This is a genomic window from Bacillus capparidis (assembly GCF_017832095.1).
Lineage (GTDB): Bacteria > Bacillota > Bacilli > Bacillales > Bacillaceae > Bacillus > Bacillus gobiensis.
Genome location: NZ_JAFDST010000001.1, coordinates 626644 through 644186, shown reverse-complemented (window position 1 = coordinate 644186; position 17543 = coordinate 626644). Strand labels below are relative to the sequence as shown.

5 protein-coding genes are annotated in these 17543 nt (G+C 40.0%); all 5 read right to left on the bottom strand.

The window, feature by feature from the left end:
- Positions 1-25: 25 nt before the first annotated feature.
- Positions 26-4498 carry a non-ribosomal peptide synthetase gene (locus JOC74_RS03170; protein WP_082363776.1) on the bottom strand — a complete coding sequence of 1491 codons (4473 nt, stop codon included), beginning with the start codon at positions 4496-4498 and terminating at the stop codon, positions 26-28.
- 12 nt (positions 4499-4510) lie between these two features.
- Complete coding sequence (locus JOC74_RS03165; protein WP_211086042.1) at positions 4511-8740, bottom strand: type I polyketide synthase; 4230 nt, start codon at positions 8738-8740, stop codon at positions 4511-4513.
- Positions 8730-14498: a non-ribosomal peptide synthetase gene (locus tag JOC74_RS03160; protein WP_053602930.1), complete on the bottom strand. Its 5769-nt coding sequence runs from the start codon at positions 14496-14498 to the stop codon at positions 8730-8732. The genes JOC74_RS03165 and JOC74_RS03160 overlap by 11 nt, the downstream gene beginning before the upstream one ends.
- Positions 14499-14879: 381 nt before the next feature.
- Positions 14880-15893, bottom strand: a complete 1014-nt coding sequence (locus JOC74_RS03155) for a fatty acid desaturase family protein (RefSeq protein ID WP_053602929.1) — start codon at positions 15891-15893, stop codon at positions 14880-14882.
- A 176-nt stretch (positions 15894-16069) separates the two neighbouring features.
- Positions 16070-17104: a serine hydrolase domain-containing protein gene (locus tag JOC74_RS03150; protein WP_053602928.1), complete on the bottom strand. Its 1035-nt coding sequence runs from the start codon at positions 17102-17104 to the stop codon at positions 16070-16072.
- Positions 17105-17543: the final 439 nt, after the last annotated feature.

Genomic DNA, 17543 nt, shown 5'->3' with positions numbered 1-17543 from the left:
GACTGAACTCGCTCCTCTTCCTGCATCATTCGCTAAAAATATTTTCAAGATCTTCACTCGAGAGGTTAGCAGCTTCAAAATCAGATGGCGTAAATTCAGCATGATTCCTCTGGCAGCAGTGCAGGATCACGTCTCTCATTTGATTCATATAGGCCTTTGCAAACTGAGAAATCGATTCCCGTTTAAACTTGTTTTGGCTGTATGTCAAAGAAAATCTCAGCTTCCCATTCACCATGTATGCTATGATATCGATCAAACAATCCAGTTCATTTGTATGGCTGCTCTCTCTTCCCGTGTATTCCTCTGCAAATTCAAAGAGACCACTCGAAAAGGAGGCATGAAAATCACCGAGATAGTTAAAACGGATATATTTATGATTGTCACCCGGCAAATCACCCGCAAGATACTTCATCACACCATGGCTCAAGCCTTTACTAGGAATCTGGCGCAATTGCTCTTTTCCTTGTTTGATCTGATGAGACAGGTCTGTCTCTTCCACCTTCAACAGAACCGGATATAAACTGGTAAACCACCCAACCGTTCTTGAAACATCGATTTCATTCCCCAAATCCTCACGTCCATGACCTTCAATTTCAAGAAGAACTTGATTTTTTTTGAAGAAGTCACTGGTAACAATTGATAGCGCAATGATCATTAATTCATCTGCTTTGGTCAGGTAGGCTTCGTTTGCTTTTTGCAAAAGGTCCGTCGTTTCTTCTTCTGATAACATCAGAACCATTGACTCACAACTCTCGAGACGGTCTTGTCCTAAATCAAAATCAGTGATTGTTTCATTTTGGTGACGATAAACATCTCGCCAATATTGTTTCTCCTTGTCCGAAATTCGTTTGCTGAAGGTTTGGAGCTCCATTGCCCACTGCTTTATGGAATCGGTTTTTGGCGGCAGGTAAACTTCTCTCTGTTCTTCCATTTGCTCATAGATTCGGTTTAAATCTTCCAGAATAATTCGCCAGGAAATTCCATCGACAGCTAAGTGGTGTGCCGTTAGGAAAACTCGTTTTCCTTTACTGCCCAAATCGAACATGCATGCTTTCAGAAGAAGATCATGTTCAATTCGAAAGCTCGCTTTTAGCATTTCACCAATGTCTTCTATTCGCTTAAACTGCTCCGAGTCAGGATCGTTTGATAGATCAAAGCTTTTCAATTCAATTTTTTGATCGAAACCGCTTTCGTTGAAATACAATTCTTTTGTTTCCTTTCGATAATTCAGCCGGAAAGCATCATGGCGGCCTATCAATAATCGCAGGGCCGATTCAAGTAATTCTATGTTTATATCATCTGTGACTTTTAATAACACAGACTGCGTATAATGGTTGATGTTGTCTAAATTTTGAGAAAAAAACCAAGACGCAGATGGAAGCGGCTGAATGACTCCGCTGCACGGTGCATTACTGCTTTCGCTCATTTTGTTATCACTTTTTTCCATAAACATCGTCATATCTTCGATGACCGGATTGGCCAAAATATCTTTTGTTTTTAGACGAAGTCCTTTATCACTCAGCATTGATGCCATCTGAATTGCCTTAATTGAATCTCCGCCTAAATGGTAAAAATTATCCTGCATCCCTACCTGGTCAACACCTAACACATCTCGTAAAACGGATGCCAAATTTTCCTCTATCTCGCTATCAGGATCGCCCCACCTTGTAATCTCTGGATCTGGCAATGCTTCTTTATTCACTTTTGCGTTGATTGTCAGCGGAATTTCCTTTAATGGAACAAAAAAGGAAGGAATCATATAAGATGGTAATCGATCTTTTAAATAACGGATGATCTCAGGCACATCCACCTTTTGTTTTTCCGTATAATATGCAAAAAGAGATCGATTTCCTCCATTATTTTCCCGATCGATTACGATTGCGTCCCTGATGCTCGGATGGCTGCGAAGGTTATTTTCAATTTCGCTTCGTTCAATCCGGTATCCGCGAATTTTTATTTGATGATCAATTCTTCCCGCGTATTCAATCTTGTTCTCATCGACAAATCGCGCTAAATCACCAGATCGGTATATACGCTCGCCTATTGAATATGGATTCTTAAAGAATTTTTCTTGTGTTAACTCAGGTTTGTTGAGATACCCCCTTGAAACTCCGTCTCCGGAAATAAAGATTTCACCGACAGCACCAACGGGAAGCGGCTGAAGGTCAGCATCCAATAGATAAATCTTCGTATTCTGTATCGGTCTGCCAATCGGCACGGATGAGCCTGTATCCTTTTCAGCATCAAATTGATGAATCATACACCCAACAACTGTTTCTGTCGGTCCGTATTCATTAAAAATTTTTATATGTCTGCCAAACCGATTCTGGATTCGTTTTGCAAGACTTACACTTAAATCTTCCCCGCCAACGATAAATGTGTGAATCGTGCTGCTGTCGTATGCTGTATCTTGTAAGAGAGATAAATGAGAAGGTGTTAATTTGATAATGGTGGATAGTTTTTCCCTAATGATTTTATAAAGAACGTATTGGTTATCATCTGCAGGATAAATAACAATCTTATTTCCGCTGATTAATGGCACGAATATCGATGTAACCGTAAGGTCAAATGCCAAAGATGAATAGAAAGGAAAGATTTCATTTTCACTTGTGCCCACATATTCTTTTTTCGCCCAACAAATATAATTTACCAATCCTTGATGCTCAATCATCACACCCTTTGGCTTACCAGTTGATCCTGATGTGTAAATAATATAGGCGAGATCAGTTGGATCACTTAGAACATGGAGTTTCGAAGAGTCACCCTTATAGATATCTGCCGAGTTCAGTTCGATAACCTCGATATGATATGGAAACAATGAACGATCTAGGTTACATAACAGGATAGAGATGCCTGAATCTTGCAGCATATAATGGATACGGTCCGAAGGATAATCCGGATCGATCGGTACATACGCCGCTCCTGCCTTCAGAATCCCTAGAATTCCTATGATCGTTTCAATCGAGTGCTTCGTTGAAATACCGACAATTGTGCCTTTTTGTACCTTTTTCTTTATCAGGTACCTTGCCAATTGATTCGATTTTTCATTTAATTCCCGATAGGTCAGCTGTTCATTTTCTAAGATTAAAGCTGCTTTGTTCGGAGTTTTTTCGGCTTGTTCTTCAAAAAGCTGGTGAATGGTCTTCTCCTTTTGGTAATCGGTATCTGTTCGATTGAAGTCATCTAGCAGCTCATTTTTTAGTTTTTCTGATATGATTTCCGTTTCCTTAAGCAATTGATTAGGAAACTTGAGGATTTGGTCAATGATGTGAGTGAAGCTAAGATACATGTGGTCGATCTGATGTTCATTAAATGTTTGGACCTTATAATCGAAATCTAAATCAAATCCTCCAGATCTTGACCACTCTCGGACAATCACCTGCAGAGAATAGATTTGCTTGCCGTTATAAAATTCTTCATTTTCGATTGGGCTGCCATCAAGTTTATTCGGAAGGCTCGTGTTGTAATAATTGATGCATGTATCAAACAAATCACCTAAGCCTCTTTGCTTCAATCCCAAATCTTGTATTAGCAACTCGTAAGGATATTTTTGATGGAAATAACAGCGCAGCAACTCTTGATGAATCGTTTGGACCATTTCCCGAACCGATACGTCAACATCGGTACGGTACCGAAATGGCATCGTACTCGTAAACATTCCAAATATATTTTTCTCTACTTTTCCCGATCGGTTAAACACCGGCATTCCAATAATTAATTCATCCTGCATTGTTGCTTTATGAAGATAGATCGAATACAGAGCGACAAAAAAAGCATAGACAGACACTTGATGATCGGCAGCAAATTGTTTGATTGCGTTTGACTGGCTGTCAGATAAACGAAAAGTCTTTCGCTTCCCATCTGCACAAACGAGTTCGCTTTTGAGAGATTCAGGAAGGACGCTGAATTTTTCGTTCCAAAATTGTTTATTTTTTTCAAAACGCTTGGATGCTGCATATGCCTCTTCCTTTTTCAAATAACTGAAATAAGACTCCCTTTGTTGATCTGCTATTCTCTCTCCATTCAACCGCTTCATATACGTATTGCAAATCTGTTCCGTTAATAGATTCATAGACCAGCCATCTGAAATCATATGATGCACCTTAACAAAGTATCCGCCGACGCCTGAGTTGCGAATCGTAAAGAAAGCAAAATCAAAGAGATTGCTTTCATAAAGGGGAAATGGTTTCCCTGCTTCCTGACGTACCCATACGTCCATATCTTCCCGGCAGGAAAATTCGACATGCCGAACATGAAACTTGCGGTACTCTTCGACATATTGCCGGACGTTCCCATCTGCTTCAACGATGTGATGTCTGATACCATCGTTGCTTTTAATAAAAAGATTAATCGCTTCTTCTAGAACGGTAAAATCGACATTCCCTTTGATCCCTACGATACCGCCAATATTATGCAGCGGTTCACCAGGGTTGATGTTCTCCATATACCAAATTCTCTTTTGCGGATGAGTTAGTGAAAAACATTCTTTCTGATTCAAATCATCACCACTTTATCGGACAGATTTATTGAAAAACTCCACCTGCTGACCATACTCGATCATTTTTCTAACCAACGGACTGCTAATTTTATTCCATTCAAAACCCATTCTTTTAAGCAATAGATTTGTCTTCTCAGCAGTAATATGGAACACGGTTTGCTCGGCATGTCCAAAAACAGCCTGTCCATCACCTACACTATGCAACTGCAGATGATAAATTTCAGATGCAAAACGATTCATTTGCTTTTCATCAAAGATGTAATCTATAAATTTCTCGAGTGACGTTTTTGTTACATTCAGATTTAAGTCTGGAATCGTTAGAAGATCGGCTAAACTTACATGATCGGGATTATAAATATGGTGCGTTTCATTTTTTAGCTCTTCTTTATCAAAGAGACAGATAATGACCCGGCTAACATCGTCTACGCATGTAAAATCCGTATCTTTTTCCATTTCTGGCACGACGCCGATCTCTATGTAAGATTTCATCATCGTGTATAAAGCGTTTTGCTCGATGTTTTCTTGAAATCTTCCTGATTTAGAATCAAAAACGATATTTCCCACACGGAAAATGTTGCTATTTACGCCTTTTTTCCTTGCCTCAACAACGAGCTTTTCAGCTTCCAGTTTTGTTTTAGGATAGTGGTTTTCAATCATTTGTCCCAAATCATGATCATATTCCGTATATAAGATATCTTTTTGCTTCTTCACCCTGCCAGAAGCTACAGCCAGTGTGGAAATATGGTTCAGATCTTTTTTAGCTCCCGTAAGCGAAAATTCTATTATATTTCTCGTTGCCGAAACATTTGCCGCAAAGGATTTGGCATAGTTTCCATAATGACTCACATCGCCGGCTGAATGAATGATGCATTGGATCGTATGGCTAAGATATTGATACATGGTTCGATCCAGGCCCAAGTCCGGCTTAGCGAGGTCTCCGCAGTATACAAACATTCTTTCTCGGTATTCATCATAAAAATCTTGCCCAAAATAATCGCGGATTTTTTCGATTACACGGTTTTCTGCTTCTATTTGACTCCCGCTTCTGACAATTATATGCACATTACCTGCTGAATGGATGAATAGCTCGCGGAGCAGATAAACTCCCAAATATCCAGTCGCACCAGTTAAAAGAATATTTTCATATGTTAATTGAGAAGAAAGATCGGCTTTTTTATATCTTCTGTTTCTCTCCTCATATCTACGTCTTGTTTCTTCGAATTCCTGCAATCGCCCTTCTTCCAGCCGGTGCCCATCCCTTCTGGCAGTAAGGTAATCTGTTAAAGCTTCTTTATCAATTGTTGTATGTTTCTCAGCTTTATAGGAAATGCTCTGAGCTAGATCATCAATTCTTGGATGTTCAAATAGATCATTTATGGAGATGTCAAACTCCTTTTGTAACCTGGCAACAACATTGACAGCCGTCAGGGAGTTCCCGCCTAATTCAAAGAAATCATCATTCCCGTGTATTTGTTTTACCCCGGTAACGTCTCTAAAGGCTTCAAGTACTTTTTGCTCTTTTTCATCCTGAACTGGAAGGCTTCGCTTCGAGTCTGCTGTGACTTCCATTGGAGGAGCAGACGTCCTGTCATTACTGGGATAACGTTTGCTCACACTATAGTACTTTCGATCAAATGGATATGCAGGCAGTGGAATACGATGTCTAATTTCATTTGAAAAAAAGCTTGCCCAGTCAATTTTCACGTTATGGATATAAAGTTTGCCGATCGATTGGAGCAAAAATTTATCATCATCGACGCTTTCTCTAAAATGACGCACTGTGTTGACAATTACCTGTGAAGATTCTTCTTGGATTTGCTGTCTAATGAGAGAACTTAATATTCTGCCCGGACCGACTTCTACAAAAAGGTTTTCAGCATTAGTTATGAGCTGCTGGATACCGTCATAAAACCTTACAGTATGCCGCAAATGACGGACCCAATATTCAGGACTTGTTGCTTGGCTTGCAGTAATCCACTCGCCGGTCACATTCGATAGATACGGTATTTCCGGCTGGCAAAATTCGATTTCTTTTAACTTTTCTCGATAAGCAGCTAAGATTGGATCCATCATAGCTGAATGAAATGCATGGGAGGTTGATAGGCTTTTACAGGAATAGCCTTCACGAGCAAGTTTTGCTTCAAAACGAGAAATCTCTTCATGAGAGCCTGAAATAACGCAAGATAATGGACCATTCACAGCTGCAATCGATAAACCCGCACTCATAAACGGTAAAACTTCATGTTCTGAAGCCATGACACTTACCATTCTTCCTTGGGGTAATTGCTGCATTAGACCCGCTCGTTCAAGAACAAGTGTTAGTGCGTCTTTTAGTGGAAATACCCCGGACAAGCAAGCAGCTACATACTCGCCAATGCTGTGACCAATCATGCCATCGGGAGTAATCCCCCATTCCATTAACGTTTTTGCTAAGGAGTATTCAATAATGAACAGTGCAGGCTGGGTGTAGGATGTTTGATTGATTTCTCCCCTCTCTTCCACCACTGGATCCGACGGGTATAACACTTCCTTCCAATCTATTTGGCTTATTTCACTTAAAATTTGAAAACACTGATCGACATGTTTTCGAAAAACTTTTTCTTCTCTGTACAATTCCAATCCCATATTGATGTATTGTGCGCCTTGCCCTGGAAACATAAAGATGAGCTGCTTGCTCGGTGCGTCGTTTCCAAAACGATGAACAGGATTAGATTTGAGAAGTTCACGCTTCGCTTCCTCAATATTAGAAACCGCTACCATGCTTCGATAGTTTAACCGTTTTCTGCCGTTTAAAAGCGTATAGGACACGTCTGCCAGATTCACATCAGCATGATCTTTCAAATAACGAGCCAGCCTTTTCGACTGTTCGTCAAGAGATTTTTCTGTTTGTGCGGAAAAAGCAAGCAGTTGATATCTTCTGCTCCCTCCTGATGCCTCTCTTTCCGGAGCTTCCTCAAGTACGACATGGGCATTAGTTCCTCCCATCCCGAAAGAACTTACTCCGGCTCTTAAAGGAAACTCGGGGTTTTTCCACTCTGTCAATTTATCATTCACGTAAAACGGGCTGTTCTCAAAATCAATTTTTTCATTCGGTTTTTCAAAGTTAATACTTGGAGGAATCATCCGGTGTTTCAAAGCAGCGGCCGTTTTAATCAAACCAGCGATTCCAGCGGCATTGTCAAGATGCCCAATATTTGCTTTGACTGAACCAATACCGCAAAACCTTCGTTTTTTTGTGTGAAATGCCAGCTTTAACGCTTCAATCTCAATCGGATCTCCAAGCATCGTGCCGGTACCATGGGTCTCTACGTACGTAATACTCTCAGGCTCTACTTCTGCCATGTAATGAGCTGCCTTGATTGCGTTTGCTTGTCCTTCCACACTTGGCGCTGTAAAGCTCACCTTATCCGACCCATCATTATTTATAGCGGATCCTTTCACGACAGCATAAATCGAATCCCCGTCAGAAACAGCATCCTCCAGCCGTTTCAAAACGACGAGCCCGGCTCCATTGCCATTTACAGTCCCTTTGGCACTTGCATCAAATGGCCGGCAATGTCCATCTGGTGAAAGAATCATGCCGTCCCGGTAGACATATCCCCTTTTCTCAGGCAATGTTAGCGAGACCCCTCCAGCTAAAGCCATATCGCAATCACCGCTTAAAAGCGCCTGGCATGCCAAATGAACAGCAACCAATGAGGATGAACATGCCGTCTGAACGGTGTAGCTCGGCCCTTTCAAATTCAATTGGTGGGAGAGTCTTGTACTGAAAAATTGTGAGCCATTTAACAGCTCGGCTTCTTTAATGAAATCTTGCACGTGACGGTAAATCGTATCCATCCAGTACAAGTTCGTCGAGCTCCCGATGTAAGTCCCGACTAATCCGTTCATATTATCCGAAGAGTAGCCGCTATTCTCCAATGCTTCCCAAGCGCATTCATGCAAGATTTTCAGCTGGGGATCCATCACTTCTGCTTCCCGGGGAGAATATTGAAATAAATCAATATCAAACCATTCTGTACCAGTAATGGCCCCTCCCGCCTTTACGTAATTTGGGTTTTGGAGTGTTTCCCGGTCAATTCCTCCCTCCAAGAGCTCTTCATCAGAGAATATCGAAACCGATTCTTTGCCTTGCTTCAAATTTTCCCAAAATTCGCCGATCGTCTGTCCGCCGGGAAACCGGCAGGACATCCCGATAATCGCGATCTCCATCCCGTTTGTTTCTGGCATGCTACGATCCATTCCAATCCCTCTTTCTTTGCCTTCTCTGTTTCAGCCTATTTCTCGATTCCTCCATCACATTGCCTCTATCCGCATTCTCGTTTTCAGGAGTCCGATTCTCATTCTTCGATTTGACTTGCTCAGCTAGAGAATAAATGGTCGGGTGTCTGAATAGCTCCACAACACTTATATCAATCTCTAATTCTTCTTTCAACCGTTCATTCACTTGAATAATCGTAAGTGAATTTCCGCCAAGTTCAAAGAAATGATCATGGATCCCTACTTGATTCATCCCCAGTATTTGTTTCCATATATCAGCTATCCTTTTTTCAAGATGGGATGAAGGTGCTGTATAAACAGTTTTTGACTGTAAATGATCCTCATCATTTCTGTTTTGCAGCGCCTTTCGATCAATTTTATCGTTGGCTGTTAACGGCATTTGTTTTAACTGGACAAAGGATGCAGGGATCATGTACTCAGGTAATTTATTTTTCAAATAAGCCCTTAATTCAGCGGCCGTCATTTCTTGCTTTGTAATGACATACGCACATAAATAGCTTTCCCCGTTCGGATTTTGTTTGGCGATCACAACTGAATTCTCTATAGAGCGATGGTTGATCAGATGATCATTGATTTCGTCCGGCTCGATTCGCACTCCGTTAATCTTTACCTGGTGGTCGATTCTTCCGATATACTCAATGTTTCCGTCCGGAAGCCATCTGGCAAGATCCCCCGTTTTATACATCTTTTTATCCGGGAAAATGGGATCGGAGACGAACCGTTCGTTTGTCAAATCCGGTTTGTTAATATATCCTCTTGATACACCGGCTCCTCCAATACAAAGCTCTCCTGTTGCTCCGATAGGTACAGGCTGATCATCACGATCTAAAATGTACGCCCGATAGTTGCTTAAAGGTTTACCGATAGGAAGGCTCGTTCCTTTTTCAGCTTCCGTGCAGGTATAGAGGGTTGAGAAAATCGTTGCCTCTGTTGGACCGTACAGATTCAAGATGTTATCGGCATGAACGGTACGGCGCAGTTCATCATATAGCTTCTTAGTAAAAACCTCACCCGCTACAAAGATATAACGGAGCCGATGATTGGTTGATTCACTGATAATCAAAACTTTCAAATGAGCTGGTACAGCCCCCAAAATATCGATCTTGTTGTTTTCAATAAAGGTCCAAAGCTTCCCAGGTTCTCCGACCAGCTCCTTATCGGGAATAAAAAGCGTCCCTCCGGAGAGGATCGGAAGAAAAATCTGCTGCACAGAAACATCGAAAGTCATCTTCGCAAGCAGCATGTGACGATCTTCCTTTTCGATTTGCAAGTCGGAAACCAATCCCTTGATCTGATTGATAAGATTTCGATGTTCGATCATCACGCCTTTTGGATTCCCAGTTGTTCCGGACGTATACATGACATACGCTAAGTCTTCAGGTTTATTGATATTTTCAAGGCGACTGACTTCTTCACCGCAAAACGTTTCTTCATCCAGCGAAATCACTTGCTGTTTAAAAGGTGGCGTTTCCTCCAGCGAGCGCTCCGCTAAAATCAATTTGCAATCGCTGTCTTCCAAGAGATAGTTTATCCTTCTGATCGGAAAACCGGGATCAATCGGCAAAAACGCGCCGCCTGCTTTTAGTATCCCGAGAAGCCCAATCATCATATTTAAAGATGGTTCAGACATAATCCCGACAATTGTATTCCGTTGTACGCCTTTTTTTCGTAAAACGCGTGCCAGCTGATTCGCCTTCATCTCTAATTCAGAGTAAGTTAGAGTGTTCTCTTTCCAATGGAGAGCAGTTTTTGATGGAACGTCTTTGGCTTGTCCTTCAAATAACTCTTGAATCGCCATTTGATAGGAATATACTTTTTCTGTCTTGTTGAATTCAGAAAGCAGGGTATGCTTCTCCTCTTCGGAAATCATCTGAATTTTTTTTAATGGCCAATCGATCGTTTTGGTTATTTCATTAAGCAAACGAATAAAATGATCGGCCATCCTTTGTATGGTAGTCTTCGCAAATAAATTTGATCGATATTTGAATTTAAAATCGATGTTGTTTTCTGTTTCCACTGCATGAATGAAGAGATCAAATTGCGTCATGCTGCTTTCAATCGCTATATTTCGAAATGATAAATCCCCGGCATTGGTAAACGTATTCTCGTTCATATCAAGAGCAAACATAATATCAAAAACCGGATTTCTTCCTGGATCCCGGTGAACGTTTAATTGCTCAACCAACACTTCAAATGGATATTCTTCATGATCAAGGGCTTTCAGTACAGCATCCTTCACTTCATTCAATAACGTACGGAACGTTTTTTCGCGGCTTGGAAAGTTTCTCATGACTACCGTATTGACAAACATGCCGATGACCTTTTCTAACCCAGACCTGGATCTGCCTGCTGATGGAGAGCCGATTACAATATCTTCCTGTTCGGTATATTTAAAAAACAAGACATTCAATGCAGAAAGCAATACCATATAAAGGGTCGACCCATTTTCCGCTGCTATTTTTCGTAAGCGGTACGTCAAGTTGTCTTCTGCTGTAATGAACACGCAATCCCCTTTTTCGTCCTGCATTGGAAGACGCGGATAATCTGTATTTAATTGAAGGACAGGAACTCCTTCTTTAAACAAGTTCAGCCAATACTTCTCTTTCTGTGTAAACTCACCAATCTGAAAAAATCTCTCCTGCCATACGGCATAGTCCCGATACTGCAGGTTAACCTGAGGCAAATCTTTTCCTGAATAGTATTGAGTAAATTCCTCCATGATAATATCCATTGAAATACCATCAAAAACGATATGATGAGCGTCAGTCACCAATAAATGCTTATTTTTTTCAAGTCTTATCACATAAATATGAAAAAGTGGCGGCTTTTCCAAATGAAAAGGCTTGATAAGACTTTTGACCGTTTCCATTGCCTCTTCCTCTTTTGCATCGACAATTTCAACCGAAACGTCGACACGTGGATGAACAAACTGCATCAACTGACCATCGACAAACGAAAAAGACGTACGCAACGCTTCATGACGATCGACAAGAGTTTGAAAGGTTTCGATTAATTTATCAAGATTCAGCTGACCTTCTATCATTGTTGCAGCTGGCAAATTGTAAGCGACTGAATCCCTGCTTAGCTGCCAGAGAATGTATAATCGTTTTTGCTGAGAAGAAACGGGATAACATTCTTTTTCTGCGACAGGCAATACATTGGAGTCTTTATTTTGACTCTTGTCAGAAATTAGAGCCGTGATTTCCTTTATCGTTGGTTTTTTAAACAATTCATTTAATTTCAGATTGGTTTCAAATTCCTGGTTGATTTTAAGTATGATGGAAGCCGCCTTTAACGAATGTCCTCCTAGTTCGAAAAAGTTATCATAAACACCGATTCGTTCACTAGTAAGTACGTCCTCCCAAATTCGCGTAATTTTCTCTTCCACGTCACCTAGAGGAGCAACAAAACCTTCGCCTGCTGCTTGATCCATATAAGGTTTTGGCAAAGCATGCCGATCAATTTTCCCATTTTGATTATGAGGCATGGTTTTCAGTTGCGTGAAATAAACCGGCACCATATATTCCGGCAGCCGTTTCATAAGGAAATTTCTTAATTCAGAAATCGTGATCGTTACCTCAGATGTAAAATATGCACTTAACTCTTTTGTGCCTTGAGGATCTTCCATTGCGATGACGGCTGCCTCTTCTACATCAAGATGCTTCATCAGGCATATCTCAATCTCTCCGGTTTCTACTCGAAAACCTCTGATTTTTGTTAAATTGTCTTTTCTGCCGAGAAATTCTACATTTCCATCAGGCAACCACCTTGCCATATCTCCTGTTTTGTACACTTTTTTCCCTGGGACAGACGGAAAATCAACAAACTTAGCATCCGTTAACTCCGGTGCATTGGCATACCCGTGTGACATACCGGCACCGGCAATACATAATTCTCCTGAAATTCCGATCGGCAAAAGGTTCATATTTTGATCAACAATGTAGATTTCCGCATTATCGATTGGCTTGCCGATCGGAATTGTTATCATTTGCTTGATTTCCAGATTGCTAATCCTGTAGAAAGCGGCGATATCCGTGCACTCCGTAGGACCATAAGTATTGACAATTTCGCTTTTGAAATTGTCTGACTCCGCTAGTGGCATCAGTCTTTTGCAATGAACGGATTCGCCACCTAAGAAAACGTGCTTCAATGATGCCAATCTACTGAAATCCGATCGTTCATTGTAATCCACTAACGGGTAAAAACCGCTTGGCGTGCAATTGATCGTTGTAATGTTTTGCAAATGAATATAGTTTGACATTTCATTGTAATCGTATATTCCAGGCTGAAAAAGGTGCAGTTTCGCCCCTATGATTATAGGAGCAAACACATTCTTATGTGCGGTATCAAAGCTGATTGGGGCAATTAATAAGACATTGTCCGTTTGACTCATGCCAAATTCATTCGTATACCAGCTGAGCAGATTTACAAATGAGTTTCTTTTCACCATGACGCCTTTTGGCTCACCCGTACTTCCGGATGTATAAAGTACATACATTAAACTTTCCGGTAAAATGGTCAATTCCAAATTTTCTTCCATTTCAGCATGCGTATCCTTGCTTAAGATCGTATTGATATTAATCGATCGAATATTCTGTTTATGAAACTCCTGATTGACATTGTTCGTTAACATAATGTCTACGCCTGAGTTGCTTATCAAATAATTGATGCGTTCTTCCGGATAGTCGTGGCTGATTGGCAAATATGCTCCTCCAGCCTTTAACACCCCTAATAAAGCAATTGGAAGTTCGAGCGAGCGATCTAACATAATCCCTACTATTTTATTTTCAGTAATTCCCTGCTTAACCAATTCATTTGCCAGATGGTTCGCTTTTTTATTTAATTCCTGATAGGTTAGCTTCTGATCTTGAAAAATAACGGCTGTCTCGTGCGGAGTTTTGGATACTTGCATCTCAAACAGCTCAACCACTGATTTGTCCTTAGGATACTCTGTAGATGTACTGTTAAACTCGTAAAGAATACAATCTCTGTCTGTGGATAAAAAATCGATATCGGAAAGGCGGGTACTTGGCTTTTTCACTAATGCTTCAACAAAAACAGTCAGCATGTCTGTCATTTTTTCAATGCGTTCTCTTTCATTTGCCTGGCTAGTAATCGTGCAAACAATATTTCTTCCATCCCAATGAAAACGAAAAGTTGTATCGGCATTTGATCTGTGAACTTTTAGGTCATGTTGAATATTATCAAGCTGGATAATTGTACGCGGTTTTAGACGATTGGCTTTTCTAGGCTCTAATCCAAGCAGTTTTGCTAAATGATCGTATGATACATTTTGGTTTTTATTTGCTTCTGAAATATTTTTCTGCACTTCAAGCAGTAGGTCTTTACATGACATGCCGCTATGAATATCACTTCGAATAATCAGGTGATGATCTTGATAAGCCCTGCCTGATTTTGATCGGATAACAGGAGTTCCGATTGATACATCACGGCTTCCGGAATAGATAGAAAGCAAGTATTTCACACCAGCCGTCAAGATAATCAAAAGTCCATATTCCGATTCATTCGCAAGTCTGATCATTTCATGTGAAAGGTCATCTGACAATTGATAGGTAAAAAGATCACTTTCCTCTTCTATGTCCTTAATTTTTTTGTGATCCTGCGTAAAACTGCTCATGTTTATATCTCCGGAAAGTTTGTTCAGCCAAAATTTTTCTTCTTCCGTTAAAGTGTCTGGATAATAAGCGTGTTTACTCATAATGACCTCCTCACATTAACCATTGTTGTATTGATTAGATCAACTGTATCCAGTTAATTTTCTTTTTAAAAAAAGATCTCCCGGAAAGCTGCAGATCCGTATGTCTTTCGAAGTAAAATCCGTCCATTTATACAGGTCTTCTTTCTTCATATCTCTAAGACGGTAATTCTGGTTTTAGTTATGTATTCTTCTTTTTCTCCATTCATTTTCTTCACTCATATCTTAAGAAGAGAAGAGAAGCCTTATTCACCATTTTTTTACATCATTTATAAGTGACGAGGCCTCCCGTGTTATGTTTAAAAAACGAATAGCCGCAATTCTCACTATCACAAAGGAAAGCAAAAAAGCTCAATCAATTGATACTAAATATAAAATCAATCCTTAACTGCGTGACTTCTGTTTGTTCCAGAACGGGATACGGCCTTGAATATCATCAACGACCGATGAGAAGCCCGGTGCAAAAGACTTGAAAAATCCTGTGCAATGGTGTGCCTTTTGATATTCTGAATCCTCCATTAAGATCAGATGCGCCTTTTTAATGTTGTAATGCGGAACAGCAGGGAACAAGTGATGCACCAAATGATACGAATTCCGGTGGGGATGGAGGAGAGTCCTCTCAAACCAATTCCCAAAAGAATTTCTTGAAGCAAATATCTCTTGATCTGTCTCCAGTCCAGCATGTTCTGCCATTTCAGCCCAATACTTCAGCACCTGGAAGGTTGTTAAAAATGGAACAACCCAGAATAAAAGCAGCTCCTGCCAAAATCCAAAAATGATGGAACTGATAATGATAGCTCCCCAATATAACGTGCGGATGATTTGATCAAAACGAGGTTCGTCTTTTGCATAAGCGGTCACTTTGATCATTCCGACTAAATAATTGGGTACATGCACCAAGAACAATGGCTTTAAGAAATGAAGAAGAAAAAATTGCACCCTGCTTTTCGTTGGATTATCCAAACCAACAATCCGATATCTTTGCTTATCAGGGTCTGCCTCACTCCATAAATACTTGTGGTGTGTCATGTGACCCTTGCAGTAGGCTTTATAAGAAATCATAATTGGATAAGCTGCAAAGAAACACGCAATCCACTTATTTAATTTACGGTTTTTAAAAAGCATACGATGACTTGACTCATGCATCATGATATCCAAGCCGCGCATACGGCTCCCAATAATTACGATGCTTATGAGATAGATCCAAATCGAAGGTATAAAAAAATTGATCCCGATGGCTACGGAGATAATAAGCCAGTCCAGCCCGATCGCAAAAAAATTATACCAGTTGTTACGTTGCTGTAATTCTCGAATTTTCAACACAATTTCTCTCGAAAAACGATGTTTCTCTAATTCCTGCGGGTGATTTTGTTTCAATTCGTCAGCTTTATTGATCATGTGATTAACTCCTTTTTCATAGAAATTAATTAGATTTATTTATGACCTGAAACATTTCATATCATTTGTTTATAAGAACTATAAACCAAAATCCATGACGTCTATTACAGATCGTTCTAGCTAACTACCAATTCACCCGTTGTATAACTCATTGTTAGTGTTCAGATATTTTCACATTAAAGAGTCCTGCTTTTTTCAGAAAAAAGTTGATCAATCCCAGTTACAATTGGGATTACGCTCTGTTCAATATTTGATAAGATATGGGATTGAATCTTTGTTTTTTTATTGACAGATGAATGAACTCTCACCCCCGGATCGTATCCAAATATGAAATATTTCAATACCTCATCATTTTCCACTGCCATCCAAACTCCATATCCATAACATAAACCCTCGTTCTTCACATAAGGAGACAGTAATTTATCTACATACTCTTTCCCAAGAAGTTTTCTATCAAATAATCCATTCCAAAACTTTGCTAAATCTAAAACAGTTGTGAAAGCACCGCCATCTGGGCCTCCTATAATAGGAACGGAATAGATATTCGTTCTCCAAGTCCCATCTTCATGATCTATGTAGCCCAGCGCCGTCCGTTCAGGGAGTTGATCCATCCGGAAAAAGCCGGAGTCTGTCATCTCACAAACTTGAAAAATATTTTCCTTCACATACTCTTGAAACGTTATGCCTGTCATTTTTTCTACAATTAATCCTAGTAGAATAAATCCTGCATTACTATAAGAAAACTTACTACCCGGTTGAAACTTCATCTGCTGATCCTGGAACATGGGTAAGAAATCATTAGGCGATTGAATCGAGTACATTGGGACCGCTTTCCACAACTCTTCAAAATCACTCATTACTTCTTCATCGAAATAATCTGGTATGCCTGAGGTGTGGGTTAATAAATGATGAATGGTAATCGAAGGATGAAAATGTTGAAATGAGATATCGAGACAATCCTTGATACAGGTATCAAACGTTATTATTTCCTTTTCTACTAGCTGACATATTGCTACAGAGGTGAAGATTTTACATCCCGAAGCCATGCCAAATCTGGTACGTGTCGTAATAGGAAGATGTTCACTGCGATTGGCATAGCCGAATCCTTTTTCAAAGATTTTTTTTTCATTTTGAATGAAGATAGCACCGGAAAATGGCAATCTGTCATTGTAATTCGATACTATCTCTTCTATTCGTTTTGTAAGTTCCATTCTATCCATTCCTCTATTCTTTAAATATGAACACTCCAATTTAGATAATTACGATCCAGAATCTTTTTAGGAATAGAAATTTTCGTTCGTTTGTAAAATTTTTATAATTTATAGTCTGTATAATTTGTTACGACAGGTAAATTAGAGAGGTGACATGTTAAATATCGCTCCTCGCTGCCTAAGTAAAGGATCAGAAAATATTTATAAACATTGTCCTTTAGTGCGCAGAGGAATTTGAACGATTTCATATTGTCTTACAGAGAAGTGATTTTTTCATCAGCAATGCTGAGGAAAAAGAGGGTGAATCTAGGAAAGCCTTTATATTCATCAGTTTTTCATCAACTCAAAGCTCAAAATGTCTCACAATTTTGTACAATCGCCTCCTTCAGGGTATGTAACATGTTAACTCCTTCAAAATAAAAATTAGAGGTCAAAATGA